Genomic DNA, 26,062 nt, shown 5'->3' with positions numbered 1-26,062 from the left:
CCCCGTCCGTGATCACCCGGAGAAGGCGGAGGCGCCCGAGGGGCCGAGCGGGGCCAGCGCGTCGAGCTCGTCCCGGACCTCCTTCTCCAGCTCCAGCTCCAGCCCGTCCATGGCCTCGTCGAGCTGGGCCACGCTGCTCACGCCGAGCACCGGCATGACGGGCACCGGGCCCCCGGCCATCCATGCCAGGGACAGCTGGTTGGCGGTCACTCCGAGCCGTCCGGCCAGTTCGCGCAGCCTGCTCAGCCGCCGCTCGTTCACGGGGCTGCGGTACTCGGGCGAGAGCGGCCGGTCCGCCCGGGTGAGGGCTCCCTGGAGCAGCGGCGAGTACCCCTGGAGCAGCGCGCCGTGCTCGCGGGCGTGGGCGAACAGGTCGTGGTCCAGCGGAAGCTGCGGCCGGATGTCGGCTGCCGGGTCGGGCCAGAGGTAGGAGTGGCGTGCCTGGATCACCCTCGGCGCCGCCGTCGTCGGGTCGTCCGCGGCGAGGCCTGCCGCCTCGGCCAGCCGGGCGGCGCCCGGGTTGCTCGCGCCGACGACACCGACCCGCCCCGAGCGCACGAGCTCCGAGAGGGCGCCCAGGGTGTCGGCGAGCGGTGTCCTCGGGTCGTCGGCGTGGCTGAAGTACACGTCGACGGAGGGGCGCCCCAGCCGCTCGGTGCTCCGCTCGAACTGCTTGAACACCACCTCGGGGGCCAGCCCTTCGGCGGATTCGGGGAACGGCCCGTCCAGCGGATCGGGCAGGCAGCCGACCTTGGTGGCGATCAGCACCTCGTCCCGGACGCCCGCAGCGGCCAGCCAGCGGCCGATGACCAGTTCCGACTCCTCGCCCGTGCCGCCGGGCGACCAGAAGGCGTAGCAGTTCGCGGTGTCCAGCAGCCGGCCGCCGCGCTCGGTGTAGCGGTCGAGGATCTCCCGTGACGTCCTCTCGTCGACAGTGGTGCCGAAGTACATGGTGCCGAGGGCGACTCGGGTGCCTCGGAGCCGGTCCATGACCGACTCTCCGTAGACCGTCGTCAGCATGCGTCGTCCTTTCGTCGGTGGTGCGGTGAGGAGGAGGGAACGTGGGAGGCCGGGGCGTGGGTGGCGGGGACTGGGCGGGGTGTCCGCGCGGCCAACGAACCGTAGCCGAAGGCGAGTACGTCGGCAGCCGCCAGAACCAGCCGACTGGCGGCGGCGGCCGCGGCGGCCTCCGGGGCTGGCAGGACGGAGGCGAGGGAGACCGCGAGCAGCGCCTCCCGCACGCCGAGCCCGTCCGGGACGACCACCACCAGACTGCTGAGCGAGGTCGCCACGGCGAACCCCGCGACACAGGGCACTACGGCCGCGAGCGGGTCGGCGCCCAGCGCGACCGCGAGCAGCCAGAGATGGACACCGGTCACGGCCCACGACACGGCGCACAGCCACACGGAGCGGCGCAGCACGGGGAGCGGGACCGGCGCCAGCCTGCGGGCCAGTGACGGCACCGTCTTCACCAGCCGCACGGAGAGCGCCAGCAGCCGGGGCAGGACGAGCAGCAGAACCGGGACCAGGGCGGCGGCCACGAGCGCCGCCCCCGTCCCGTAGGCGTGCCGCGCCAGGGCGGCCAGCCCCAGCACCCCGCCGGTGCCGAGGGACACGGCGGCGTACAGCCCGAAAGCGGCGGTGAAGTGGAAGACGGTGATCCCCGAGGCCGCCGCGAGGCGGGACTGGAGCACGATCGACCACATCACCCCCGGTACGTACTTGCCCAGTTGGCCCGCCGCGAAGATGCGTACGGCCGAGGGGCGGGACAGGGGGACCGACAGGGCCTGGAGGGGTTCGCGCCAGGAGAGCGCCGTCAGCCACAGCCCCGCCAGCGCCGGGACCAGCGCCAGGGGCAGCACGGGTCCCAGCAGTCCGACGGCCGTGCGGGTGGCCGCCCCGTCCCGGGCGAAGGAGTGCACCAGGAACCCGGCACAGAGCGCGAGCACCACGGCGGTCGTCGTCCTCCGGACCCAGGGGCGCCGCGCGAAGGCCCGCACGGAGGCCCGGCGCCCCCGGCCCTCCGGGGGCGCCGCCTCCCCGGAGGCAGCCGGTCCGGGCGCGGTGCCTCCGGGCGCCGTCCTAGACATCGGCGACCGCGCCGCCCGTGGCCGGCGGGTTGGAGTAGCGGCGCCTGAAGGACGGTGAGCCCGTCCAGCGGACCGCCCCCACCAGGGCGGCCACCCCGGTGGTCGCGGTCATCAGGGTGTGCAGCCCGGCCATCAGCGGCAGGGCACGTGCGCCCGCCGTCGCGCGCAGGAACTTCAGCAGTCCCCACTCCTCGGCCACGAACACGGCCGCCCCCGCCGCAGCCGCGATCGCGCCCGCCAGCGGCCACAGGGGCGCTGCGGCGAGCCCCGCCAGGGCCAGACCGGTACCGGCGACCGCCTTCGGGCGGTAGGCGGTGTCCGAGAGCTGCGGTCTGCCCGCACGGTCGCGGTCGCCGAACAGCGCGACCAGGGGGACCGAGCGGCGGTACTGCTTGCGCAGCAGAACCCCGATCCGGTCGTCGTCGTCGTGCCGGCCCACGATTTGGGGGTCGAGGAGCACGGTCGAGACGGCCGAGAGGCGGGCCCCGTACTCCACGTCCTCGGTGTCGCGCAGGCTCTCGTCCAGGGGGCCCGCGCGGTCGTAGGCGGCGCGGGGCATCGCCCCGAGCGAGAAGTACGCGGCCTTGACCTCGCCCGCCGTGCGACGCCGCCAGTAGTGCCCGTGCAGCACCTTGTAGCGCTCCACGGCACCGTCGTCGATCAGCGGTACCGAGTCGTAGATGCCGCACACGAAGCCGATCCGCGGATCCGACTCCAGTACGTCCACCGCGCGCCGGACGGCGTCGGGGCGCAACGCGATGTCGGAGTCGAGGAAGAAGAGGACGTCACCGGTGCTGTGCCGCACCCCGGTGTTACGGGCGGCGGACACCCCCGCGTTTGCCGTGCGGATCAGCCGTACGGGGAACTCCTCGGCGATCCGGGGGGACTCGTCGGTGCTGCCGTCGTCGACGACGACGATCTCGATGTGCGGATAGCTCTGGGCGGCCACGGCCGTGAGGCACTGGCGGATGGTCCGCGCGTAGTTGTAGTTGGGAATGATGACGGAGACAAGGGTCGGTCGCACGAGCACACCTCACAGGAGTCGGCCGGCGGCCAGGCAGGCCAGCCACAGCACGGCGTTGATCACGAGCGGCACATCCGTGAGCACATCCCGTCCGGGCTCCCCGCCGCTGCTCCTGACCGCCACCATCTGGACGTAGCGGCAGACGGCGAAGACGGCGAAGGGCACGGTGGCGACGGCCAGTACGGCCGCGTGCGGATGGGGCGCGGACAGGACGAACAGCTCGTAGCTGATCAGCGTGGCGGCGAGCAGCAGGGTCATGAGCTGGTCGAGCAGCGGCACCGAGTACCCGGCGAGGGCCGGGCGCTGGGCGGATGCCTGCCCGAGCAGGTCGGCGGCGGCCAGTTCGTGCCGGCGCTTGCCGAGCGAGAGCAGCAGGCAGGTGCAGTAGACACAGATGATCAGCGCGGGGTTGAAGGGCGCCGCCACCGCCACGCAGCCCGCCACGGCGCGCAGGACGAATCCGGAGGCGACCAGGCTGACGTCGACGAGCGAGTGGTGCTTCAGCGCCAGGCAGTAGGCCAGGTTGATCACGCCGTAGCCGGCGATCGCCGCCTGGGCGGCGCCCGGGAGGACCGCCGCGCAGGCGACCGTGGTCGCCAGGCACGTCGCGCCCAGCAGCGCGGCCCCGACCGGGCCTATCCGCCCGCCGGCCAGGGGCCGGTGGCGTTTGACCGGGTGGAGCCGGTCCCGTTCACGGTCCAGCCAGTCGTTGAGCACGTAGACGGCCGCCGAAGCCGCCGTGAACGCCACGACCGCTGCGACGCCGCGCCCCGGGTGCCGCGTCAGGGCTGCGGGGTCCAGGGCGAGTGGGACGACCAGGACGAAGATGTTCTTGATCCACTGCCTGGGCCGCAGCAGCACCAGCGGCGCGGGCAGCCTCCTCCGGCGCCTCGGCGGTGTGCGGACCTCGTCCGCCCCCGGACGGGAGGCGGACCGCTGGCGCCCGCGCCATTCGCGTAACGGGACCTCGGCGGTCACGACGGCGGTGGCCGCCCCGTGCGACGGGGGGGCCGTCCGGCTCTCCTCGCTCCCGGTCTTCACGGCGTCCCCGCCACCGGCCCGGTTCACAGCCGCCCGCCGGGGAGCAGCCGCCGGAACGCCTCTTCGTGGGCGTCGAGGAACGCGTCCCCGCCGAACAGCTTGGTCGCCGTCTCCGCTCCGGCCCTGCGGTCCTCGTCCGGCAGGTGCGCCATCTCCAGCAGTGCCTCGCGCAGCGCCTCGGGGTCCCGGGGCGGAACCAGCCGCCCGAAGCCCGTGGACGCCACCGGGTAGCGGGAGCCGGACAGGTCGGTGCTCACCGGGGGGACTCCGGCCATCATGGCCTCGACCTGCACGATGCCGAAGGACTCGGAGATCGACGGGAGCGCGAAGACGTCGATCGAGGCGTAGAAGTCGCGTACCGCCTCGCCCCGCAGCAGCCCGGTGAAGCGGATCCGCGGGTCGTCGCCGGCCTCCGCGCGCAGCTCGGCGATGTTGCTGCCGCCCGCGACGGTGGTGTAGTCCCCCGCGATCAGCAGCCTGGCCTTCGGGTCGGACATCGAGCGGAAGGCGCGGATGAGGTACTCGATGCCCTTGTCGACGGTGATCCGCCCCATGAAGCCGATGTGCAGCCCGTCGCCGTCGCGCAGCCGCGGCGAACCGCCGTTGCGGTCGACGCAGGGCGAGGAGATGGGGACGAGCCTGCGACGGCGGATCGTCGGCCAGATCCGCGAACCCCGCGCCTGGTCCTCGCTGTTGGTGATGACGATGTCCGCCTTGCGGACCGCCACCTTGCAGACCTCGTCGACGGCGCGCATCCCGAAGCGGTTCACCGGGCTGTCGGGCAGGAACACGTCGATGTGGTACGTCACGACGAGACGGGCGCTGCCCTTCAGCGCGGCGACGAAGGCCGCCTCGGGGTTGGGCAGGTGCATGTGGAGGATGTCGGAGCGGGCGGCGAGACGCCGGGCCAGCAGCGGCAGCGCGGGGGACACGAAGCCGCGGCTGATGTTGGCGAGGACGGGCGCCCGGAAGACATGGACGCCGTTGATCACCTCGTACCGGGGCAGATCGGGGTCGTGCTGGGCGCACACCACCGCGATGTTCCAGCCTCGGGCGGCCAGACCCTCGGCGGTCAGCCGCGCGGCCTCGGTCAGGCCGCTGACGTAGGGGGCGTAGTAGTCGAGCATCACCGTCACGTGGAACCGGCTGGGGCGCATGGTGGATCCCTCGCTCAGGGGGTGGTCCTGCGGGCTCATCGGGTCTCCTTCGGGTGTCCGGAGGCGGTGGGGTCGGGAACGACGAGTCGGATCTCCTGGGCCGCGTGGTCCGAGAAGCCCCCGCCGCCGCCGAAGCGGTAGCCGGGCACGGCCAGGTCCTCGGTGGTGAACAGCCAGTCCAGCCGCCACAGCCGGGGCAGCGGGTAGTCGGAGACGGGCCAGGAGCGGGCGGGCAGGACGCCGCTCCCGGGGCTGTGCACCTGGGTGTCCGGGGCGGGGTCGAGGAGGCTGCCCGTCCAGGGTGAGTTGAAGTCTCCGGTCAGCAGGGCCGGGTGGGGGTTGCCCGCGAGATCGGAGCGCAGTGCGTCCAGTTCGCGGTCGCGCCATTCGTACTGGTCCCGCAGGAAGCGGTAGAAGCGGCCGGAGAGCGGGTTGTCGCCGACCTGGAAGGGGACCGGCATGTGCACGTTGTAGAAGGAGACCGTGCGGTCCCCGACGCGGATGTCGGTGCGCTGCGCCTTGCTTCCCTCGTGGTACCAGGCCGTGCCGGTGTCCGGGACGCGGCGGTGGTGCTCGGCGACCACGGGCAGCCGGGACAGGGTCAGCAGTTCCCCTTCGACGGAGACGTGGTAGCCGGGGAACTCCTTGCGCAGCCGGGCCGTGTCATCGATCCTGACCGGCTCGTCCCCCTCCCAGTAGAGGTACTCCTGGAGGAGGTACACATCGGCGTCCTGGCCCCGCAGGAAGGCGTAGAAGTCCTGCTTGTCGTCGTCCATCTGCCAGTAGTCCGTGCTCCAGGCGAACACCTTGACCTCGGTGCCGCCGGCGGTGGTGCCCGTGCTGCCGCCCGGCCGGCCGGGTCCGAAGCCGGACAGATGGGCGCCGGCCAGGAGCAGGAGCACCAGCACGGGGGCCAGCCATCGGCGTACCGGCCGGGCGAGCGGTGTCACCGCGAGGAGCAGCAGCGGCACGGCCACCAGCGTCAGCGGGGGTACCGCCTCGACAAGCAGCCACAGCCACCAGTTCCCCGCGAGCAGGACGTGCAGGCCGAGGAGCAGGGTCCAGGTGGCGGTGGCCCCCACCAGCAGGCGGGTGCCCCGGCACCAGCGGCGGGCCCGGGGGGCTTCCCCGGGCCCTTCGGCAGCGGACCCGCCCGGGGAGAGCGCGGACTCGGTGTCCCCTTCCGCGCCGGTGGGTTCGTGCGTGGCGGGTACCTCGTCCGTGCCGGGGGCACCGGAAACGGGCATGGGTGTCCCCGGCACTCGGGTTCCGGCCATGTCAGAAGAAGACCTTCGCGAGACCGAGGGCTCCCTGACGCCAGGGGTCCGTGCTGGTCCGGCCGCCGTCCCGGCTCACCGCCGGCGGGGCGGCGGAGCGCTGCCGGCGCCACCAGTCGTACGTGCGCAGGATGGCTTCCCGGTTGGACTGGCGGGGCCGGAAGCCGAGCCGTTCCTGTGCCTTGTCGACGCTGACGTAGGAGTCGTCGAGCAGCTTGTAGAGCAGCCGTCCGTACACCGGGGAGATCCCCGTACGCTCCAGCGCCCGCAGCACCGCGACGGCAGGACGGCCCGGGATCGATCTGACCGACTTGCCGTGCCCCGCCGCGTCGAGCACCGCCTGGAAGTCCTCGCGCAGGGTGGCGAATTCGACGGCGCCTATGTTGTACGTGTCGTGCGCGACCTCGTCCGGGGCCCGCAGCACGGTGATCACCGCGTCCACGAGGTCGTCCAGCGCGAGCATCTGGATGCGCACGTCGCCGCGGCCGAGCACCGGGAAGTTGCGGCCCTCCTCGGCCCACTGGAAGAGCATGTCGAACAGGCCCATGCGGCCCGGCCCCACAAAGGTCTTGGGCCGCAGCACCGGCAGGCACATGCCCTTGGCGCGGTACCGCTCGGCGACCTTCTCCGCCTCCGCCTTGGCCCTGCTGTAGGTGTCCACCGGCTCGTGCGGATGGTCCTCCGGCGTCGGCACCAGCTTGGGCAGCCCGTACACGGCGGTCGAGGAGATGTGCACGACCCTCGGGGTCCGTACGGTCCTGGCCGCCTCCAGCACGGTGGTGGTGCCCTCGACGACGATGGACCGGATGTCGGCGGCGGGGTAGCTGGGCAGCGCCGACGCGCAGTGCACGAGGGCATCGGCGCCGTCGAGCGCCCTGCGCACGGCGCCCGCGTCCCGGATGTCTCCGGTGGACGAGGTCAGGCCGGAAGCGGCCGGCACCGGCCTGAGGTCGAAGGCGTGGACCTCACGCCCCTCCTTCAGCAGCCGCTCCACCAGGTGCGCGCCGAGCACACCGGCGGCTCCGGTGACCGTGACGCGGCCGGGCAGTGCGGACAGGGCGCCCTTCTCGTTCCCGGAGTTCACCACAGCGAGCTCACCCGCTCCTTCATGAAGCGGGCCAGCAGCCGGCTCATGCCCTCGGAGAGGGTGGCGTCCAGGGCGTCGAGGAAACGTTCCACCTCGTCCGCTCCTGCCACCAGGGGCGGGCTCACGACCAGCGGGCTGCGGCCGTTGAGCGTGTAGTAGGAGTAGACGTCGTGCTTGCGGTACAGGGTGTCGATCACCGCCGCCGTGATGATCTTCGTACGGATCAGCGGGTCCTTGGCGAGACCGCCGGCCGGCAGCTTGCCCACCAGGTCGAGGATCTTGGGGCCGCCGGCGAGGAAGACCCCGAACAGCGCCCCCGATCCGCGCACGTCGGCGATCAGGTCCGGGTAGGTCTTCTGGATGCGTTCCAGCCCCGGCCGCAGGACGTCCTCGATGGCGCGGGCCCGCGCCGGGTAGTCGTCCTCCACCGCGACGGAGATCGCCTCGATCGCGGTCGCGGTCTCCTCGCCGAAGCCGTAGTACGTCGTACTCGTGCTCTGCATCATGGCGTCCGTCATGTTGTCGTACACCTTGCGGAAGACGGGTTCGCGTGCCACGAAGGCGGAGATGGAGGACTTGCCGCCGCCGAACGACTTCGAGGTCGTCACGACGTCCGGCACCAGGCCCTCGTAGCGGGTGAAGTGGAACATGCTGCCGGTCTTGCCCCAGCCGGTGTAGATCTCGTCGAAGATCAGGATGATGTCCTCGGCCGTGCAGAGTTCGCGCAGCCCGCGCAGGAACTCCTCGGAGCACCAGCGAATCGTGGACGCGCTGAACGGCTCGATGAGCAGGGCGTACACATCGCTGCGGCCGTTCGCGTCGCGGGCCTCGGCCAGCGCCCGGCGGACGGATTCGAGGTCGCCGTAGGCGAAGGTGCCGATACCGGGGATGGTCGGGAAGTCGAAGTGGTTCTGGGTGCTCCCGGTGAGCCCTCCGGAGCCGAGCAGCTTTCCGTGGAAGCTGATGTCGGCCCGCAGGATCCGCTTGCGCTTGCCGCCGTGGTATTTGTACGCCATCTTGACGGCCCCCTCCACCGCCTCCGCACCGGAGTTCGGCAGGAAGGAGCGGTTGAGGTCGCCCGGCAGAACGGCCGCCAGGTTGTGGCCGAGAGCGGCCAGATAGGGCGAGAAGTAGGTCTTGTGCACCTCCATCCGCCGCTGCTCCTGGAAGCGCTTGCGGGCCGCCACGATCCTCGGGTGGTTGTGCCCGTGGTTGAGTACGCCCACGCCACCGGTGAAGTCGAGGATCCTGCGTCCGTCGCGGGTGTGGACGTAAGCGCCCTCCGCGTGGTCGACGAGCTCCTGGCCGAAGCCGAAGGAGGTCATCAGTCTGACCTGGCTCTTGTTGATATAGGTGCGGTAGAGATCGTGCACCTCGTCGACGTCGAGCTTCTCCGCCTCGTCGAGAGTGATGAGCTGTGCCATTGGGCCTCTCCCATGCAACGTCATCGTGCGACATCGTTGTCTGCCGGCACGAACAACGTCGCACGGGAGAGGACCCTGGCACGAGGTGCCACCGGCGTCCGGTGCCGGTACGGCTACTTGTGGACAGCGATCCCCTCGTCGGCCGGAACTCCGGCCGGGGCATCGGTCCGGTCGTCGGTCTCATCGCCCTGGTCATCGGCCGGGACGCCGCCCAGGACGTCGTCCGTGCCGCTCTCCGCGGCCTGCCGGCCGATGAGGACACCGGCCTGGAACCGGCTGGTGGCACCGAGTTCCGTCATCAGCGCGGAGATGTAGCGACGGCAGGTACGGGTCGCCATGCCCAGCCGCCGCGCGATGACCTCGTCCTTGAGCCCCATGGCCATCAACCGCAGGATGGAGGACCGCAGTTCCGCGCTCACCTGCTGCTGGTCGGCGGGCTCCGCACTGTTGAAGGGCCGGCCCACCTGCCAGGCCGCCTCGAAGGACCGGCAGAGATAGGCCACCAGGGTCGGATCGGTGACGACGGCCGCGCCGGGCGGCTCGGCGCCCTTCCTCTCCTTGGGTACGAAGGCTGTGTGGCGGTCGTAGACGATGAGCCGTTCGGAGAGTTCCGCCGAGGTCCGCACCTCGGCACCCTCTTCACAGATCTGGGCGACATAGCTGCGGGTGGTGAGGCTGGAACGCGCGGTGTGCTGATAGAGCGTGCGGACCCGGACACCGCGCCGCAGTAATTCTTGCGTCTGTACGAGATCCTGCTGAAGAAGTGGCGCCGACCTGCCGCCCCCGGGCTGAAGACTCAGGCGTTCTTTGACACAGCGATGCCGGGCGAGGTCGATCTCACGGCGCACCTCGGCGGCATTATCGAGAACGCGTATCGACACATCTGTGCCATGGCGGTGCTCGACTGAGCGATATAATGCTGACAACGCGTTCAACTGACGGTGAATTCCGGCTATCTGTCTTCGCTGACGGGTGACCGACATCTCCAGCGGCGCAATCAGTTCGACCTCGACCACCTCCGGGTCGAGCGGGATCACAGGGCCGACGCCCGGGCTCAACAGGCGCAAGTCCTGTAGTTCGGTGCGTGCTTCGGCGATCCGTGCCCGCTCCACACCGAGCTCGGCCGCGATCTCCTCGTCGATGAAAACACCGGCTCGCAGCGCTGATCTGTAGGCGTCAACCGCGAGTTCGTCCAACAGTGACTGGCTCTCCACGAGCACCCCTTCGCTCGACGTCCGACGCTTTCCACTTGTGGCCGCGCCATCATAGGACACCCAATGGACCAGGATCGGGACGGCTTTGCCTGGCAAGCTCTTCACGTCCCGAAGAACGGGTGCCGCGCGTTGTCGAATGAATCGAATCGAGGGAGAAGCAAAATGGCGCACAATCGCCGGTTTGAAGTCCGTTCCCTGGTAGCGCCCCTCCTGATGGCCGGAATTGCTGGTTCCGTCGGCCTCGCCGTTTTCGCCGGTTCCGTCGTCTCTGCGGGTCCGGAATCCGCAGTCGTCACGAGCGCCGATGACAAATGGGACTCCACGCCTCACAGCCCCGGCGAGGGGACGGCCTCGGCCGCTGCCGCCCAGCACTAGCGCGGCCGCGTCCGGGGCGGGGTCCGCCTCAGCGAGGGCTGCTTTTCAGCCGCTCATCGGACGCGCGGGAGGCGAGCGCGATCCTCGCGATCCGCAGAAGGGTCGACGCGCCTCCCGCGCGCAGGTTGTCGAAGACCAGCCACAACAGGAATCCCCGGGAGGTGTGCGGACTCACCCGCACCCTGCCCACATGGAAGCGGTCCGGGTCGCCCGCCGTCAGCGGAGTGGGGACAGAGCCCAGCGCCTTCCCGTCGCGCAGCACGAACGCTGCGCGCGCCGCGAGACCGTCGTGCGCCACGAGGTCGCCGCACACCACCCGATCGTCGTGCGTCGCGAGGTCGGGCACCACCTGGCCGTCATGCGGCACGAGGCCGTCGCGCACCACCTGGCCGTCATGCGGCACGAGGTCGTCGTGCACCACGAAATCCGGGAGCGAGGCCAGGAGTTCCACGAGCCCCTGCCGGTCCACCGGGTCGCCGGTCTCCACGAAGAGCGTCGCCCCGTGCCCGCTGACTACCGGCACCCGCACACACGTCACCGCCACCTCCGCGTCCGGCAGCCCCAGGACCCGCTGCGTCTCCTCGACGAGGCGCCGTTCCTGACAGCTGGCCCCGTCCTCCAGGAGCCGGTCCACGGCCGGTACGACATTGAACGCCAGGGCGGGGCGGAAGCGGTCGGCGGGCAGCTCCGCCCCCGGGTCGCTCAGCGTCAGTTCACTTCCCTCCAGCAGTTCGTCGACCCCCTGGTGGCCCAGCCCGGACGCGGACTCGTACGTACTCATCACCACCTGGCGCACCCCCCGCCACCGCTCGACCGCCTGCAGCAGGAGCGTCAGCGGCACCGTCATCCCGCTGGGCACCGCGACGGCCTCCGGGCACTCGGCCAGCAGGCAGTCGTTGACCGAGGGGACGACCAGCGGGACTTCCGGGTGCGCGCTGAAGGCACCGGAGGCGTCGACGACCAGTGCGCCCGCCGCCATCGCCACGGGCACCCACCGGCGGCTCACCGCCTCGCCCGCGCAGAAGAGCACGAGATCGGCGCCCGCGAAGTCGAAGTCCTCCAGGTCGTGCACCGTCTTCGTACGTCCCCCGACGGGAATCTCCCGGCCCGCCGACTGCGCCGAGGCCACGAGCCGTATCTCCCGGTGCCGCATGCGGTGTTCCCCGATGAGTTCGAGGACGGCGGCTCCGAGCGCACCGGTCGCGCCGACCAGGACGATGCAAGGATCCGCGGAGCGTTGGGCACGTACCATCAGGTACTCCGATCTGGCGAGGGCCGAGCTCAGGCACGCGTTCCGTGGACGGTCCGGCCGGTGGCACATCGTCTCCGTACCGGAAGGCGCGGAGAGCTCGCGAGGCAGGCACGGCTCAGCCGGTTCCGCGTCGTCGCGACCCCCATGAAAACGCCGAACCCGCCGCTTCGGCACAGGGCGGTGCTGTCAGGAAGCGGACAGGCCGGAGCATGCCATCACACGTCCGATCGATCCGTCACCGCGGGCGGCTCAGCCGAAGGTCCCGGGCGGCGGAGCCGGGGACGCCTTGGCGCCGGCGTCGGTGACGACGGCGGCCCCTCCCGTGAAGTCGACCAGCGCGCGGCCGTGTTCCACGCGGCCGGGGTGCGGGTCGCTCGCGATCCGCCGGGTCAGTTCGGCGACGGCGACCGGCAGGTCGGAGGCGACCAGGACGGCGTTGCCGAACCGTCGCCCGCGCCAGACCGTCGGGTCGGCGGCCAGGGCCAGTTCGGGGAAGAGCGAGGCGGCCGTGGCGATCTGGCCGCGCAGATGGGCGAGCGGCGGCCCGTCGGCGAGGTTGGCGGCGTACTGCCCGCCGGGCCTGAGCGCCCTGCGTACGTCCGCGAGGAATTCGGCCGAGGTCAGATGCGCGGGGGTACGGGCGCCGCTGAAGACGTCGGCGATCACGAGATCCGCCCAGCCGTCGGGGACCTTGGCGAGCCCCGCGCGGGCGTCCATCGAGCGGACCCGTATCCGGGCCTGCGGATCCAGCGGGAGCTCCCGCCGCACGAACTGCACCAGGGCGGCGTCGATCTCGACGATCTGCTGGGTGGAGCGGGGCCGGCTCGCCGCGACGTACCGGGCGAGCGTGAAGGCTCCGCCTCCGAGGTGGACCACCTGAAGGGGCCGGCCGGGGGGCGCCGCGAGGTCGATGACGTGGCCCAGCCTGCGCTGGTACTCGAACGAGAGGTACGAGGGGTCGTCCAGGTCCACGTGGGACTGCGGGGCGCCGTCCATCAGCAGGGTCCAGGCGCGCGGGCGTTCACGGTCGGGCACCAGCTCGGCGGTGCCGCCGTCCACCGTCGCGGAGACGGGCTCCTGCCGGCGCTCGGAGCGCCTGCGGTCGCCCGCGCCCTGTGCCGCACCTCGACGTGCCACGCGTGCTCGTCCTCGCTCACCGGTTCGGGCCGGCTGCCTGGAAGAACCGACGAGGGCGGGAGATCCGCCCACCTCGCCATTATGGCCTCAGCGGCAGTTGTCGGCCGCCTCGATGAGCCGTGCGGCCTGGTCGAGGGCGGCCCGGAGGACGGCCGGGTCGGTGACGGGGGCCTCCGCGGCGGGCGGCAGGAGCCAGCCGCCGCCGATGACGGGCGGCTCCGCAGGGACACGGAACCCGCGGCCGTCCGTCTGCGTACACGCGCTGCCGGGTACGTCCCACGCCGCGGCGGTGCCGGGGGGCACGAGGAAGCCGAGGACCGCGCAGGCCCCGTCGTGCAGGACGGGCCCGACGGCCTCGTTGTCCGCACCCCTGCGCAGGATGTCGACGGCTTCCAGGCCCTGACGCGCCGGGACGGTCACCAGGTCGCACGGTGTGGTTTCCGGGCCCATGTGAGGCAAGGGAACCCCTCCTCTCGTCTCGAGGCGGGGCCACGCCCCGTCTCCACATGGACCAACGCGCCGACGGCGTCAAGGGCTACGGCGGCACGCCGCCGCAAAGGGTGGCAGTTCATGGCGGATCAGGGGCGAGATGTCTGATTTATAGGTAAACGCTGTCTGTGCGCCCCGTCACAGCCGGTACGTTCTTGCTCCGCCGGGACACCGGAAGCAGGAGCCCGGCTGCACCAGAGAGGGCCCCGCCATGGTGTCGACACGGGCAGTTCCCAACCTCGCCTTCCGGCGGCTGCGCGGCCGGCGCTCCGCCGGGGAGTTCGCGGCGGCGGTCCGCAGGGCCGCCCGCGAGATCGGTGAACAGGTCGCGTGCGACGCCCGGTACATCGGACGCGTGGAGTCCGGGGAGATCCGCTGCCCCAACTACGCGTACGAACGGGTGTTCCTGCACATGTTTCCGGGCGCGAGCCTGGAGGACCTGGGCTTCTCGTCCCGCGAGAGCGTGCGCGGACGGGGGGCCCGCACGGCACCTGCGTCCCTTCCCACCACACCCCCCGCGCTCGACCGCGACATCGACGAGGAGAGCGACGTGCTTCGTCGCGTGTTCATGACCAGCGGCACCACCACGGTGGCAGCCGCGTCCCTGGGCCTGGGCGGCAGGCCCGCCACCGCGGGCCCTCTCGCCGTGCCCGTCCAGCGCCGCGTCGGCGAGGCCGAGGTGAGCGCCGTCGAGAAGGCCGTGCGCCAGATCCGGCTGCTGGACGACCGGCACGGTGCGGACGGTCTCTACCGGCGGGCGTCCCAGCCGCTCCGCGCGGCGTACGCCCTGCTCGACAGCGGGACGACGACGCGGCGCAGCACGGCCGACCGGCTGCACGCGGGCGCCGGGGAGCTGGCGATCTCGGTGGGCTGGCTGGCCCATGACTCGGGGCGCACGGAGGACGCGCGCTCCCATTACGCGGAGGCCCTCGCGACGGCGCGGCTGGCCGGGGATCCCGCGCTGGAGGCGCACGCGTTCTGCAACGCGTCGTTCCTGGCCCGCGACACGGGGCGGGCCAGGGAGGCCGTCCGCGCGGCGGAGGCCGGGCAGCGGGTGGCCGGACCCCTCGGCTCGCCGCGGCTGCTGGCCCTGCTGGCGTTGCGGGAGGCGGGCGGCCGGGCGTGGCTCGGGGACCGCACGGGGTGCGAGCAGGCGATCGGGCGGGCCCGTACTGCGTTCGAGCGCGGGGCGAGCGAGGCGGACCCGGAGTGGATGACCTTCTTCCGCGAGGCGGAGCTGGAACTGCTGGAGGCGCAGTGCTGGTCGGCACTGGGTGACTGGCCGCGGGCCGCGCTGCACGGGCGCCGGGCGACCCGGCTGCAGGACCCGCACTTCACCCGGAACCTCGCGCTGTACAGGGCGCAGCTGGCGGGTGATCTGGCCCGGGCCGGCGCGGCCGACGAGGCGGCGACGGCGGGCCAGCAGGTGCTGGACCTGCTGGACCGGGTCCGGTCCTCCCGGATCAGGGGGATGCTGGCGAGTGCCGTACGGGCGCTGCGGCCGCGGGGCGGCCCCGAGGTGACGGCGCTCCTGGCCCGCTACGAGGAACTCCCGCCCATGTCCTGAGCGCGCACTCCGTTCACCCTGCGGTGGTGAGGCAGGACCGGCCGGGTCAGCGGTCCAGGTGCCCCGTGTCGTTCCAGCGTTCCAGGGCAGGAAGTCCGTATGCCCAGCCAAGCACCGACAGCGATGTCGGCTCCAGGCGGATCCGCGCGGCGAAGGAGACGTCCTCGCCCAGCCACCGCGCCCCCAGCGCCCGCAGGATGTGGCCGTGCGCGAAGACCAGCACGTCGCGGTCGGCCGAGCGCGCCCACGCGACCACCTCGTCCGCCCGGGCGGAGAGCTCCGCCAGGGTCTCGCCACCGGGTACTCCGTCTCGCCAGATGAGCCAGTCCGGCCGGTCCGCCTTGATCTGCGCCGGGGTCAGCCCCTCGTAGTCCCCGTAGTCGAACTCCATCAGCGCGTCCCAGGGCTCGGCCCGGTCGCCGAAGCCCGCGATCGCGCAGGTCTCGGAAGCCCGGACGAGCGGGCTGGTCCGCACCTCCACCCCGGGCAGCCCGCCCCAGGGCTCGCGGTGCAGGCGCTCGCCGAGCAGCTTGGCGCCCTCACGGCCGGCGTCGAGGAGGGGGATGTCGGTCCTGCCGGTGTGATTGCCCTGGACGGACCACTGTGTCTGGCCGTGCCGGGCGAGCAGGATTCGCGGTGCCATGACGGCTCTCCCTGAAAATACTGAGATCCGATGATCGGGGGACCCTAGGATCTGGTGGGTCCGGGACAGCGGTGTCCGGGACGGCGACGGGGTGGCGAGCACGGGCAGCCGGCTGGGGACCGGCGCGGGCGAAGACCCCGGCTCCATCATCTACCACTCACTCCACGGGCAACCTGCGGGGCGGCACCGGCGTCCCTCTCAGCGCATGACCAGGGACGTCCGCGGGGGCGTACCCAGGAGAAGTCAAGGCATACGACCGCCGTACGGTTGAACACCCGCCGACGGCCGCATGACATGGGGAGAGCTACCGGATGACGCACGCCACCGCCGTGACCCCGTCCTGTGGTCACCGGCCCCGCTGGTGGACGGAGCTTCCACTGATCGCGGTGGTGTACGGGCTCTACTCGATGGGCCGGCTCCTGGTCCGGGAGGACATACCCGCGGCCGTGGACAACGGCCTCGCGATACTCCGCCTGGAACAGGCACTGCACATCAACGCCGAGCACCCCCTCAACCGGCTGCTGACCGCCCACCCCTCACTGGGGATACCCGCCGACTTCGCGTACGCCTCCCTGCACTACGTGGTGACGCCCGCCGTGCTGGTCTGGATGTTCCGGCGCCGCACCGCCGCCTACCGGGCGGCCCGCACCTGGCTGATGACCTCCACGCTCCTCGGGCTCGTCGGCTTCACCCTGATGCCGACCTGCCCGCCCCGGCTGCTCGACGCCCACCACGGTTTCGTCGACACGATGGCCCAGTACAGCGCCTACGGATGGTGGGGCGCCGGCGCGAGCGCCCCGCGCGGGCTCAGCGGGATGACCAACCAGTACGCCGCGATGCCGAGCCTGCACGTCGGCTGGGCGGTGTGGTGCGGCGTCCTGCTGTGGCGCAACGCCCGTCATCCGCTCGTGCGGGCACTGGGTGTCGCGTATCCGCTGGCCACCGTGCTCGTCGTCATGGGCACGGCCAACCACTATTTCCTCGACGCCGTGGCGGGGGCCGGCGTGATGGCCGTCGGCGCCCTGCTGACCAGGCCGTTCATGCGGCTCGCGGACCGCGTCAAGGACCGGGTGAGGGCCGTCCTCGTCCAGGTCCCCGCAACCGTCACCCCCGCCAAGTCCACGATTGTCAGTGACGGATGCAAGACTTCGGCGGGTGAGCGAATCCCCGGCCAGCGGACCTCCTCCGCAGATTCCAGCGACGCGAGCACCGGCTCGGCGGCCGAAGCCAGCGACGACGCTACGGCAGCGGCTCGCTGAGCTGCGCGGACCGTCCGTCGCGCCGCATCCGCTCGACGCGCGGGCCCTGGCCGCTCTCGCCGCCAACCCGGGATGCAAGCGCCGCGCCCTGCTCGACGGCGCGGGCGTCGACAAGGCCGTGCTGGCCACCGCGCTCGGTTCCCCCGCCGCTTTCGGGCAGTCGCAGTTCGCGTTCATCCGGGGCAACGCCTTCGAGGCGAAGGTCAAGGCCGACGGCGGTACGGAGCTGCTCCGCCTGCTGTTCGAGCGGCTAGGCGGCGGGGCCGAGGCACCGGCCGGCGCCACGGTCCCGGACCTCACGGCCGCGGGCCCCGAGGGCCGCGCCGCACGCACGGCGCTGGCACTGCGCGAGGCCACGGCGGCGGGCGGCTGGGCGCTGCTCGACCATCCGATGCTCGCCCTGGAGGTGGCGGGCTCCCCCGCCTATCTGGAGCCGGACGCGGTGGTGGTGCACCCCGACGGCACCTGGACGGTCGTCGAGATCAAGTCCTTTCCCATGATCGACAGCTCGGCGGACGCCGCGAAGGTCGGCGCGGCGGCCCGGCAGTCCGCGGTCTACGTCCTGGCGCTGGAGCGGATCGCCGCCGTGACCGAGGGCGCCGAGGTGGGACACCGGGTGCTGCTGGTCTGCCCCAAGGACTTCTCCAACCTCCCCACCGCATCGGTCGTGGACGTGCGCAAGCAGCGCGCCGTCACCCGCCGCCAGCTGACGAGGCTGACCCGCGTCGAGGACATCGCGGCGGCCCTGCCCGAGGGCACGACCTTCGACCCGGGCTGCTCCGCCGAGGACCTCGGCGCCGCCGTCGAGGCGGTCCCCGCGGCGTACGCCCCCGAGTGCCTGGTGGCGTGCGAGCTGGCCTTCCACTGCCGGGCGAAGGCCCGCGCGGAGGGCGCGGTGGAGTCGCTGGGGCGCAGCGTGCGGGGTGAGCTCGGAGGCCTGACCACGGTCGCCGGGGTACTGGCCGCCGCGGCCGGCAAGGAGGGCGATCCCGCGGACCCGACGGTGGCGGCACTGCGCAGGGCCGCGGCACTGCGGGCCGAGGCCCTGGAGAGCGTGAGCGGCGGGGTGCCATGTCTCTGATCAGCACCCTGGCCCGGCTGGAGGCGGTAAACAGCGGGCGGGCACAGCCGCTGGCGACCGTCCGCCACCGGCATCTGACCGACCGGCCGCTCGTGCTGGTGCCGCTGACCACCGCCGGCGAGGCGGGCGCGCCGCTCGGCGCGCTGGTGGGCACGGACCGGGAGGCGCCCCGGCTGCTGTCGGTGGCCCAGCCGCGCGACCGCGATCTGCGGTTCGCCTTCCTCGCCGAACTGGCGGAGGCGGTGCTGCCGCACATCGAGTCGTACGCCGACGCCGTCGAACCCGCCGCCCGCAAGGAGACGGACCCCGAGACCGGCAAGAAGGTGGACGTCGAGGTCGAGCTGTGCACGGACGCCGCCCAGCTGATCGTGCCCAGCCGGGCCGGTGTCGAGTTCGTACGGCTGCTGGGGCGGTCCATGCGGTTCCGGCGCACCGTCGAGGACGACCCGGACACCCCGTATCCCGCGCCGGCCCGGGTGCCGCTGCTGGGACGCTGGCTGACGCACTACGGGGAGCGGGCCCGGGTGCCGGGCTCGTCGCTGCTGCTCGCCACGACGGATCTGCTGAACCGTCACTGGGCGACGGGGCAGAGCAGCCTGGAGGACCAGCACCTCGGAGCGCTGCTCGCGTGGGTGGACCCGCCGGGCGGCGGTTCCGGTGCCGAGGCGGCGCTCCGGGCGGAGCTGGAGCGGGACCGCGCCGGCCAGCTGGTCTGTCCCCCGGCGGGACCGGCGACGGATCCGGCCTTCGACAACAAGCTGCTCGCGCCCGCGATCGAGCGGTTCGACCGTGCACGCACGGCGCTGGCCACCGCGCAGGACGGCCCCGACTTCGACACCCGGCTCGGTGAGCAGAGTGACGCCGAGCGTGCGATCAGGTCGCTGCTGGCGGGGGTGCTGCTGCCCACGTGGGACGCGGTGTGGCGGGGCCTCGACCTGCTGCGGGAGCTGCCGGAGGCAGCCAGGGCCGAGGACCGGTGGACGAGGGACCGCTGGTCCTTCACCGGGCACCGGGACCGGGTGCGCGCGGGAGAGCCGCCGCAGCCGCGCCGGGACGACGCGGTGACCGCGGCGCAGAAGCTGGCCTCACGGGAGACGGCCCAGGCGCAGCTCGACGCCCAGGAGGCGCTCGACGATCCGCTGGTGCTGGCGGGCAGGAGACTGGCGGGCGAGGCGTTCGTCGCGGAGGTGACCGCCGTGGAGCCGGCGTACAGCGAGTCGAAGCGGCCGTCGCCGCGCCCCCTGGTCACGGTGCGCACCGCCGAGCGTCCGCATCTCGGTGAGCGGACCAAGGTGTACCGCTCGCTGGATGGCAAGCCGCAGACGGCCGAGTTCGTGGAGTACGCCTCCGAGGACCCGGACGACGGCACGGTCTGCCTGGTGCTGCGGATCACGGACCGGATGGGGCGCGGCAAGGAGCCCGCGCCCGGTTCGGTGCCCGAGCCGGGCGACCGTATCGCCTGGACCTTGTTCGAACACGATCAGCGGGGCGGTCCGAAGCTCCCCGATCCGGAGAACACCCCCTGGACGCACGGCGGCCCGCCGGGATCGGGTGGCGGACAGGCCGAGCAGCCGGACGCAGTGACCGCGGAGGACCTTCTGTGACAGCCGTTCTCGACCCGGGCGCCGCGGCGGGCCGGGCGACCGACGCGATCCTCGGCGACACCCTGCGGGGCACGGCGCGCGGCATCGTGGTGGACTCCCCGCCGGGTGCGGGCAAGTCGACGCTGGTGGTGCGCGCGGCCCTGGAGCTGGCCGCCGCGGGGCGCCCGCTGATGGTGGTCGCGCAGACCAACGCCCAGGTGGACGACCTGGTGGTGCGGCTGGCGGAGAAGGAGCCGGGGCTGCCGGTGGGGCGGCTGCACAGCAGCGACTCCGATCCGTACGACAAGGTCCTGGACGGCCTGGACAACGTACGGAAGTCGGCGAAGGCGGCGGATCTGGCGGGGCTGGACATCGTCATCTCCACGGCGGCGAAGTGGGCGCACGTGAAGAACGTGGAGCCGTGGGGTCACGCGATCGTCGACGAGGCCTACCAGATGCGGTCGGACGCTCTGCTGGCCGTGGCCGGACTGTTCGAGCGGGCGCTGTTCGTGGGGGACCCCGGGCAGCTGGACCCGTTCTCGATCGTGGGCGCCGACCAGTGGGCGGGGCTGTCGTACGACCCGTCGGCGAGCGCGGTCTCCACGCTGCTGGCGCACAATCCGGAGCTGCCGCAGCACCGGTTGCCGGTGTCGTGGCGGCTGCCCGCGTCGGCGGCGCCGCTGGTCTCGGACGCGTTCTACCCGTACACCCCGTTCCGTAGCGGTACGGACCACGGCGACCGGCGGCTGTCGTTCGGCGTGCCGTCGGACGGGTCGGGCCCCGACCGGGTTCTGGACGAGGCGGCGGAGTCCGGCTGGGGCCTGCTGGAGCTTCCGGCCCGGCACACCCCCCGCACGGACCCCGAGGCGGTGCGGGCGGTGGCCCTCGTGGTCCGCAGGCTGCTGGACCGGGGCGGCGCCGCCACGAGCGAGCGGTCCCCCGGCCCGGTGCCGGTGACGGCGGAGCGGGTGGCGGTCGGCACGGCCCACCGTGACCAGGCCGCCGCCGTGCGCGCGGCGCTCGCCGAGCTCGGCGTGACGGGCGTGGCGGTGGACACGGCGAACCGGCTCCAGGGCCGCGAGTTCGACGTGACCGTGGTGCTGCACCCGCTGTCGGGCCGCCCGGACGCCACGGCCTTCCACCTGGAGACGGGCCGCCTGTGTGTGCTGGCCTCCCGGCACCGGCACGCGTGCGTCGTGGTGTGCCGCGCGGGGGTGGCGGACCTGCTGGACGAGCACCCGTCGACGGAACCGGTCCAGCTGGGCGTGACGGTGAAGTTCCCCGACGGCTGGGAGGCCAATCACGCGGTCCTGGCGCATCTCGCAGAGCACCGCGTGCATTGGGCGCCCTGATCCTGGGCAGCGCTCTTGCGCCGGGCTGGACAATGGAAGGTGGCCGTCCGGCCGTACGAGGAGGGAACACCACATGGCACAACCCGAGCGGGACGAGCGGCAGAGGCTGCGTCCCGCGCCGCTGCTCTTCGAGCCGTCTGAGGCGGCAGCCGATCCGGAGCACTTCTTCGACCTGGAGTCGATGGAGGACCCGAAGGAGCTGCTGTCCCGCGCGACGGAGCTGACACTCGCCTTCAGGGCGGCGACCGACCGGGCCGTGGAGTTCCAGGCCGTCGCCGCCGCGCAGCTCGCCGATCCGCGCCGCTTCGACCGGCTGACCGCCGCGGACATAGCCGCGCGCGCGGAGTGGACCGAGGACTACGCCAAGAAGATGATCGAGTTCGGCCGGTCCCTGCTGAGCGACCCCGCCCCCTGACCCCGCCCCCGGGCGCGATGGCCGGCCCGGGCCCGGTGCTCGCCCCGGCGCGGGCGGCGAACCGAAGCGCGGGCGACCGGCTCCTGCGCGGATGGCGAGCCCGGCGCGGCACCCCGCTCCGGCATTGGACGACGGCTCCGCCCGCGTCGGGTACACCCGTGGCATATGCCGACGGGCAAGATACCCGCTCGCGTCTCACGCTGTCAGACGTTTCGCAACTCTCGGGAACAGTAGCGTCACGCGCGGTAGACATGACGTCATGAGCGCATGGCTGAATGACGAAACGACCCTGCGAACCGGTGCCGCCCCGCGCCACGGCGTCGACATCTTCACCCTGCTGCGGGACCGCGCCGACAACCGCGTGGCCGACGACAGGGCAGCCCACGTCACCGCTTCCGGGGCTGCCTGGCTGGCCGGCGCCTCGTCCTGCCCCCGCAGCACGCTCTCGCAGTGGGAGGCCCGCCCCCATTCCCCCGGCGTCCTGCCGTGTGGCTCCGCCTTCGACGTCGTGAACGTCCCCGCGCTCTTCGGCAGGCGCATGCTGGAGCGGCTCTGGGCCGAGGGCCCCGGCTCGGGCCCCGTCGCCACGCACCGGGGCAGGATGCTGCTGTTCGCCTCCCCTGGCACCGCCCAGCGGCTGCCCTCCCTGCTGGCCTGGGAGGAGTGGGGCACGGGTTCCGGCGGCCCCCGGGCGGCCCGGGGGTGTCTGCCCCCGCTGCTCTGCCACGGCGCCGGGGACGCGGTCACCGTCCCTCCGCTGACCGGCGGCGCGGGCTCCGGCGGGCCCCGCTGGGTGGTCGCCCCCGACACCCGGAACCCCTGGCTGCCGGGCCCCGACGTACTGCTCTGGGCCTGCGTCCGGGTGGGCAGGTCGGCGGCCCCGTCGACCACGGGGAATTCGATTTTTCCTCCCGCCGATCCGGGTGCTAATGTCTACGACGTCAGCAGGCGCCGCTAGCTCAGTTGGTTAGAGCAGCTGACTCTTAATCAGCGGGTCCGGGGTTCGAGTCCCTGGCGGCGCACAGACGGAGGAAGCCCCCTCGCTCACGCGAGGGGGCTTCTTCGTGCTCTCCCCGGCCCGGTCAGGTCCCCGTCGTGACCCTTACGGTCCAGGCGCCCGATCGCGTCCGGTCGGCGACCTCGATGCGGACGCGCTCCCCCGGAACGGTGTAGCGCTCGCCCTCCCTGAGCGGCGCGTCCGCGAGGGGCGGGTAGACAGAGCGGTCCCAGCAGGCGTCGGAGTCGGGGTGGGTGTCCAGCACCTCGACCGGTCCGCCGCCAGACGGCGTCGTGTTGCGGATGCGGTAGATGAGCACGCCCTCGGTGCACGTCGTCCGGTCGTTGCCGACGGCGCTGCGGGCCTCGACGGCCAGGGCGCTGTCGGTGCCGGTCCTGATGACCGCCAGCCGGGTCCCGATGGAGGCGCCCGGCACGGGCACCTCGGCCATGGGTTCCAGGGTGAGGTCGGCGGCGCCCTGCACGCACACGACCTCCTGGCCGCTCAGCCAGCCGAGCTTCCACTTGTGCCAGCCGAAGAGGTCCGGGGACAGCCCGAACTGGCTGCCCATCACGTCCCAGTCGCCGACGTAGGTGTCCCAGTCGCCCTTGCCGTCCGCCGGGCGGTGGTACAGGTCGGCCAGGTCGAAGACGTGGCCCGTCTCGTGCGCGAGGACGTTCCGGTCCGGGGGGTGCTCCTCGAACACGGTGACCACGCGCCTGATGTCCGCGCCGTCCGCGCGCAGGGGACGGTCGAAGTTGACGACCTTCGTGGCGTCGGAGTCGACACCGGGGGCGTCCGGGTCGGCGACGAGATAGACGATGTCGTAGTCCGAGAAGTCGACCTGCTCGTCGGCCGCCTCGATCGCGTCCCGCAGATAGGAGCTGCGCTGCTCCGAACCCCAGTCGCGCTGTATGCCGTACCAGGTGGAGGGGCGCGGCATGCGGGTCCACCGGTTCTGGGGGTGGGCGCGCAGGGTGAACTTCCCGTACGAGGCGCGGTGGAAGAAGCGGGCGGTCGAGGGGAAGTAGTCGGCGGTCAGCACCTCGGGCGGCACGACGGGATCGGAGTCGGGGAACGAGAGGAAGACCATGACGGCGTCGAGGCGCCGGTCGGGGCGCGGGTAGGCGTCGTTCCAGCTGTCGAGGCCGAGCGAGTGGTGCGCTCCCGTCCTCGGCAGCGCGCACGGTCCCGCGTCACGCGATGCCGCCACCGCGGGCCCGGCGACGAGTCCGGTGGCGGCGAGCGCCAGGAGGGCGGTGAGAGCAGCCGCCGCACTGCGCAGACTCCGCCTCTCCACTCCCCCGGGTCCGTGCTGACGCGGCACATCTACCTCCGGGTGGCGACGTGGGACTTCTCGTTCACCCTGTGCCGATTCGGCGCCACATGCCCTGTTGTGCTGCCCCACACGGGTCAGCAGGGGTCGGGAGGGCGATACGGCATCCATCCGCGCCGCTCACAGGTAGTCACAACCGATCACCCGAACATCCGAATAAAGCAAATCAACACAGAAGCGATCATGTCTGAGCAAAGGGCATAACGACATCACGCGCTGGACAGGCGTGGGCCATGCGCGTGCCACGGGCCCGAAACGACGGGCGCGCTGGAACGCCCGGCGCGCCACCCTCTATGCTTCACCTCGCTTTCCTGCGTGGTTCCCGCCTCTGGCACGGCGTTTCGCTCCACGCCTCTGCCCGGCCACATCTGTTCACGACAATCTGCACAGCGGGAGCGAGCGGTGAGCGGAACCTTCGAAGGGCCGACGCACGCGGCGGGCACGGCCCCCGGCGCGGGACCGCCGGAGGTCACGGAAAGTGATCATCAGAGGTCGGTCCTCGCGGAACTGCGCGACTACCGGGCCGCCTTCATGGCGGCCGGGCTCGCCATGGCTGTCGTCGACCACCGGGGCCGCGTCGTCAAGGCGAACGACGCGCTGGGGGCACTGCTCGGCGCCGACCCCGCTTCCCTGACCGGACAGTCCGCGGCCGACCTGGTCGGCCTCAGCTCCGACCGCACCACCTGGCACGCCTACAGCGAGGTCCTGGAGGGCGCCAGGACCGGGTTCCGCCGCACCCGGCGGATCAAGCACGCCGACGGCCGCCCCCTGTGGGCCGAGGTCACCGTGGCGCCGGTGCCGGGCCCGGCCACGGGAGCGGGCCGCGTCCTGCTCTCCGTCGCCGACGTCAGCGACCGCCGCGAGCTGCGGGAGCGGCTGCGCCACCTGCGGATACACGATCCCGTGACCCGGCTGCCCAACCGCACGCTGTTCTTCGAACGGCTCGCGACCGCGCTGGAGACCCCGGCCGGCCAGGACGGCACACCGGCTCGGCACAGCCGGATCGGGCTCTGCTACCTGGACATCGACGGCTTCAAGGCCGTCAACGACACCCTGGGGCACGGCACCGGCGACCGGCTGCTCGCCGCCGTGGCCGGACGGCTCACCGACTGCGCCGAGACCGAGGGCCACAGCGGCGACGGCCGCAGCTCCGGCGGCCATCTGGTGGCGCGCCTCGGGGGCGACGAGTTCGCGATCCTGGTGGAGGACTCCTCGGGCACGCGTCAGCTCACCGATCTCGCCCGCTCCGTGCTCGCGTCCCTCCAGCGCCCCTTCGACGTAGGCGGTCACCGGCTGTCGGTCTCCGCGTCGATCGGGGTGGTGGAGCGTTCGTCGACGGGCACGTCGGCCACCGCCCTGATGCAGGCCGCCGACACCACGCTCTACTGGGCGAAGGCGGACGGCAGGGCGCGCTGGACTCTCTTCGACCCCGAGCGCAACGCGCACCGGATGACCCGGCAGGCGCTCTCCTCGACGCTCCGCCCGGCCGTCGAGCGCGGTGAGTTCACGCTGGAGTACCAGCCGCTGGTCGGCATGGCCGACGAGGTCGTACGAGGGGTGGAGGCCCTGGTCAGGTGGAACCATCCGCGCTTCGGGCTGCTGGCGCCGAGCCGGTTCGTGCCGATCGCCGAGGAGGACGGCACGATCGTCCAGCTCGGCCGTTGGGTGCTGCGCACGGCATGCCGACAGGCCCGCCGCTGGCAGCTGGAACACCCGGACGAGCCCCCGCTGTTCATCAGCGTCAACGTCGCCGTGCGTCAGGTCTGGGACTCCGACCTGGTCGCCGACGTGGCGGAGATCCTCGCCGAGACCGGCCTGGAGCCCGGACTGCTGCAACTGGAGCTGACCGAGTCCGCCGTCATGGGTTCGTCCGGCCGGCCGCTGCGGGTCCTCCAGGCGCTCAGCGACATGGGGGTGCGGATCGCGATCGACGACTTCGGCACCGGCTACTCCAATCTCGCCTACCTGAGCCGGCTGCCCGTCTCGGTGCTGAAGCTGGACGGCTCCTTCGTGCGCGGCTTCCGTTACGAGGACGGCGCGCACCCCAGCCCGGCCGACGAGACGATCGTCGAGGCCATGGTGCAGCTGGCCCACCGCCTCGGGCTGACGGTCACCGCGGAGTGCGTGGAGACCTCGGGCCAGGCGGAGCGGCTGCGCAGGATCGGCTGCGACACCGGGCAGGGATGGCTGTACTCGCGTGCGGTGGCGCCGGAACGGATCGCCGAGCTGATCGGCACCAGAGCCGCCGAGAGCTGAGCGGGC

The 26,062-nt window shown here is 72.5% G+C and carries 22 protein-coding genes and 1 tRNA gene; 9 read left to right on the top strand and 14 right to left on the bottom strand.

Annotation, left to right across the window (positions count from 1 at the left end):
- Window positions 1-12 precede the first annotated feature (12 nt).
- From ABZY45_RS01165 to ABZY45_RS01110, 12 genes are all read right to left on the bottom strand, one after another.
- Window positions 13-1,020 carry an aldo/keto reductase gene (locus tag ABZY45_RS01165; RefSeq protein WP_356734825.1) on the bottom strand — a complete coding sequence of 336 codons (1,008 nt, stop codon included), beginning with the start codon at window positions 1,018-1,020 and terminating at the stop codon, window positions 13-15.
- A complete protein-coding gene (locus ABZY45_RS01160) occupies window positions 1,014-2,090 on the bottom strand; it encodes a lysylphosphatidylglycerol synthase domain-containing protein (RefSeq protein WP_356734823.1) in 1,077 nt (358 codons plus the stop codon). Before ABZY45_RS01160 ends, ABZY45_RS01165 begins: the two co-directional genes overlap by 7 nt.
- Window positions 2,083-3,114, bottom strand: coding sequence for a glycosyltransferase family 2 protein (locus ABZY45_RS01155; protein ID WP_356734821.1), 1,032 nt, complete (start codon window positions 3,112-3,114; stop codon window positions 2,083-2,085). Before ABZY45_RS01155 ends, ABZY45_RS01160 begins: the two co-directional genes overlap by 8 nt.
- A gap of 9 nt (window positions 3,115-3,123) precedes the next feature.
- Entirely contained in the window at window positions 3,124-4,155 is a 1,032-nt protein-coding gene (locus tag ABZY45_RS01150; protein WP_356734819.1) for a UbiA prenyltransferase family protein, read from the bottom strand.
- Window positions 4,156-4,178: 23 nt separating this feature from the next.
- Complete coding sequence (locus tag ABZY45_RS01145; protein ID WP_356734817.1) at window positions 4,179-5,351, bottom strand: glycosyltransferase family 4 protein; 1,173 nt, start codon at window positions 5,349-5,351, stop codon at window positions 4,179-4,181.
- Window positions 5,348-6,559, bottom strand: a complete 1,212-nt coding sequence (locus tag ABZY45_RS01140) for an endonuclease/exonuclease/phosphatase family protein (protein WP_356734815.1) — start codon at window positions 6,557-6,559, stop codon at window positions 5,348-5,350. The genes ABZY45_RS01145 and ABZY45_RS01140 overlap by 4 nt, the downstream gene beginning before the upstream one ends.
- 31 nt (window positions 6,560-6,590) lie before the next feature.
- Entirely contained in the window at window positions 6,591-7,676 is a 1,086-nt protein-coding gene (locus ABZY45_RS01135; RefSeq protein WP_356734813.1) for an NAD-dependent epimerase/dehydratase family protein, read from the bottom strand.
- Window positions 7,670-9,100, bottom strand: a complete 1,431-nt coding sequence (locus ABZY45_RS01130; protein ID WP_356734811.1) for an aspartate aminotransferase family protein — start codon at window positions 9,098-9,100, stop codon at window positions 7,670-7,672. Before ABZY45_RS01130 ends, ABZY45_RS01135 begins: the two co-directional genes overlap by 7 nt.
- A gap of 113 nt (window positions 9,101-9,213) precedes the next feature.
- Entirely contained in the window at window positions 9,214-10,644 is a 1,431-nt protein-coding gene (locus tag ABZY45_RS01125) for a LuxR C-terminal-related transcriptional regulator (RefSeq protein WP_356734809.1), read from the bottom strand.
- A gap of 73 nt (window positions 10,645-10,717) precedes the next feature.
- The gene (locus tag ABZY45_RS01120; RefSeq protein ID WP_356734807.1) at window positions 10,718-11,941 is read right to left on the bottom strand and encodes an aspartate-semialdehyde dehydrogenase; all 1,224 of its coding nucleotides are present in this window, start codon (window positions 11,939-11,941) and stop codon (window positions 10,718-10,720) included.
- A 249-nt stretch (window positions 11,942-12,190) separates the two neighbouring features.
- Window positions 12,191-13,078 carry a fused MFS/spermidine synthase gene (locus tag ABZY45_RS01115; protein WP_356734805.1) on the bottom strand — a complete coding sequence of 296 codons (888 nt, stop codon included), beginning with the start codon at window positions 13,076-13,078 and terminating at the stop codon, window positions 12,191-12,193.
- A gap of 87 nt (window positions 13,079-13,165) precedes the next feature.
- Entirely contained in the window at window positions 13,166-13,528 is a 363-nt protein-coding gene (locus ABZY45_RS01110) for a hypothetical protein (protein ID WP_356734803.1), read from the bottom strand.
- 250 nt (window positions 13,529-13,778) lie between these two features.
- Between ABZY45_RS01110 and ABZY45_RS01105 the strand changes: the two genes are divergently transcribed.
- Window positions 13,779-15,134, top strand: coding sequence for a tetratricopeptide repeat protein (locus tag ABZY45_RS01105; RefSeq protein WP_356734801.1), 1,356 nt, complete (start codon window positions 13,779-13,781; stop codon window positions 15,132-15,134).
- 46 nt (window positions 15,135-15,180) lie between these two features.
- On the opposite strand, the gene ABZY45_RS01100 is transcribed toward ABZY45_RS01105, so the two are convergent.
- Window positions 15,181-15,777: a histidine phosphatase family protein gene (locus ABZY45_RS01100; RefSeq protein WP_073746577.1), complete on the bottom strand. Its 597-nt coding sequence runs from the start codon at window positions 15,775-15,777 to the stop codon at window positions 15,181-15,183.
- A 311-nt stretch (window positions 15,778-16,088) separates the two neighbouring features.
- On the opposite strand from ABZY45_RS01100, the gene ABZY45_RS01095 reads away from it, so the two are divergent.
- The 7 genes from ABZY45_RS01095 (at window position 16,089) to ABZY45_RS01065 (ending at window position 22,489) form a co-directional block, all read left to right on the top strand.
- Entirely contained in the window at window positions 16,089-17,036 is a 948-nt protein-coding gene (locus ABZY45_RS01095; protein WP_356734799.1) for a phosphatase PAP2 family protein, read from the top strand.
- Window positions 16,933-18,117 carry a hypothetical protein gene (locus ABZY45_RS01090; RefSeq protein WP_356734797.1) on the top strand — a complete coding sequence of 395 codons (1,185 nt, stop codon included), beginning with the start codon at window positions 16,933-16,935 and terminating at the stop codon, window positions 18,115-18,117. Before ABZY45_RS01095 ends, ABZY45_RS01090 begins: the two co-directional genes overlap by 104 nt.
- Window positions 18,108-19,721 (top strand): hypothetical protein, encoded by a 1,614-nt coding sequence (locus tag ABZY45_RS01085; RefSeq protein WP_356734795.1) that lies wholly within the window; start codon window positions 18,108-18,110, stop codon window positions 19,719-19,721. Before ABZY45_RS01090 ends, ABZY45_RS01085 begins: the two co-directional genes overlap by 10 nt.
- Window positions 19,718-21,052, top strand: coding sequence for an AAA domain-containing protein (locus ABZY45_RS01080; RefSeq protein WP_356734793.1), 1,335 nt, complete (start codon window positions 19,718-19,720; stop codon window positions 21,050-21,052). The genes ABZY45_RS01085 and ABZY45_RS01080 overlap by 4 nt, the downstream gene beginning before the upstream one ends.
- A 73-nt stretch (window positions 21,053-21,125) precedes the next feature.
- Window positions 21,126-21,467 (top strand): hypothetical protein, encoded by a 342-nt coding sequence (locus ABZY45_RS01075; protein WP_356734791.1) that lies wholly within the window; start codon window positions 21,126-21,128, stop codon window positions 21,465-21,467.
- 259 nt (window positions 21,468-21,726) lie between these two features.
- A complete protein-coding gene (locus ABZY45_RS01070) occupies window positions 21,727-22,425 on the top strand; it encodes a hypothetical protein (protein ID WP_356734789.1) in 699 nt (232 codons plus the stop codon).
- Window positions 22,416-22,489, top strand: a tRNA-Lys gene (locus ABZY45_RS01065). Before ABZY45_RS01070 ends, ABZY45_RS01065 begins: the two co-directional genes overlap by 10 nt.
- Window positions 22,490-22,549: 60 nt before the next feature.
- On the opposite strand, the gene ABZY45_RS01060 is transcribed toward ABZY45_RS01065, so the two are convergent.
- The gene (locus tag ABZY45_RS01060; RefSeq protein ID WP_356734787.1) at window positions 22,550-23,791 is read right to left on the bottom strand and encodes a M6 family metalloprotease domain-containing protein; all 1,242 of its coding nucleotides are present in this window, start codon (window positions 23,789-23,791) and stop codon (window positions 22,550-22,552) included.
- A gap of 411 nt (window positions 23,792-24,202) precedes the next feature.
- On the opposite strand from ABZY45_RS01060, the gene ABZY45_RS01055 reads away from it, so the two are divergent.
- Window positions 24,203-26,056: an EAL domain-containing protein gene (locus tag ABZY45_RS01055; RefSeq protein WP_356734785.1), complete on the top strand. Its 1,854-nt coding sequence runs from the start codon at window positions 24,203-24,205 to the stop codon at window positions 26,054-26,056.
- The last annotated feature ends 6 nt before the right edge of the window (window positions 26,057-26,062 follow it).

The sequence above is a fragment of the Streptomyces sp. NPDC006516 genome (assembly GCF_040611875.1).
GTDB lineage: Bacteria > Actinomycetota > Actinomycetes > Streptomycetales > Streptomycetaceae > Streptomyces.
This window is presented reverse-complemented; position numbering and strand designations above follow the sequence as displayed.

Excerpts from the sequence above, each read along its gene's own strand:
- ABZY45_RS01075 (WP_356734791.1), top strand. The coding sequence starts at position 21,126 with ATGGCACAACCCGAGCGGGACGAGCGGCAGAGGCTGCGTCCCGCGCCG.
- ABZY45_RS01100 (WP_073746577.1), bottom strand. The coding sequence starts at position 15,777 with ATGGCACCGCGAATCCTGCTCGCCCGGCACGGCCAGACACAGTGGTCC.
- ABZY45_RS01120 (WP_356734807.1), bottom strand. The coding sequence starts at position 11,941 with ATGGTACGTGCCCAACGCTCCGCGGATCCTTGCATCGTCCTGGTCGGC.
- ABZY45_RS01160 (WP_356734823.1), bottom strand. The coding sequence starts at position 2,090 with ATGTCTAGGACGGCGCCCGGAGGCACCGCGCCCGGACCGGCTGCCTCC.
- ABZY45_RS01105 (WP_356734801.1), top strand. The coding sequence starts at position 13,779 with ATGGTGTCGACACGGGCAGTTCCCAACCTCGCCTTCCGGCGGCTGCGC.
- ABZY45_RS01130 (WP_356734811.1), bottom strand. The coding sequence starts at position 9,100 with ATGGCACAGCTCATCACTCTCGACGAGGCGGAGAAGCTCGACGTCGAC.
- ABZY45_RS01085 (WP_356734795.1), top strand. The coding sequence starts at position 18,108 with ATGTCTCTGATCAGCACCCTGGCCCGGCTGGAGGCGGTAAACAGCGGG.
- ABZY45_RS01095 (WP_356734799.1), top strand. The coding sequence starts at position 16,089 with ATGACGCACGCCACCGCCGTGACCCCGTCCTGTGGTCACCGGCCCCGC.
- ABZY45_RS01145 (WP_356734817.1), bottom strand. The coding sequence starts at position 5,351 with ATGAGCCCGCAGGACCACCCCCTGAGCGAGGGATCCACCATGCGCCCC.
- ABZY45_RS01140 (WP_356734815.1), bottom strand. The coding sequence starts at position 6,559 with ATGCCCGTTTCCGGTGCCCCCGGCACGGACGAGGTACCCGCCACGCAC.
- ABZY45_RS01165 (WP_356734825.1), bottom strand. The coding sequence starts at position 1,020 with ATGCTGACGACGGTCTACGGAGAGTCGGTCATGGACCGGCTCCGAGGC.
- ABZY45_RS01070 (WP_356734789.1), top strand. The coding sequence starts at position 21,727 with ATGAGCGCATGGCTGAATGACGAAACGACCCTGCGAACCGGTGCCGCC.
- ABZY45_RS01110 (WP_356734803.1), bottom strand. The coding sequence starts at position 13,528 with ATGGGCCCGGAAACCACACCGTGCGACCTGGTGACCGTCCCGGCGCGT.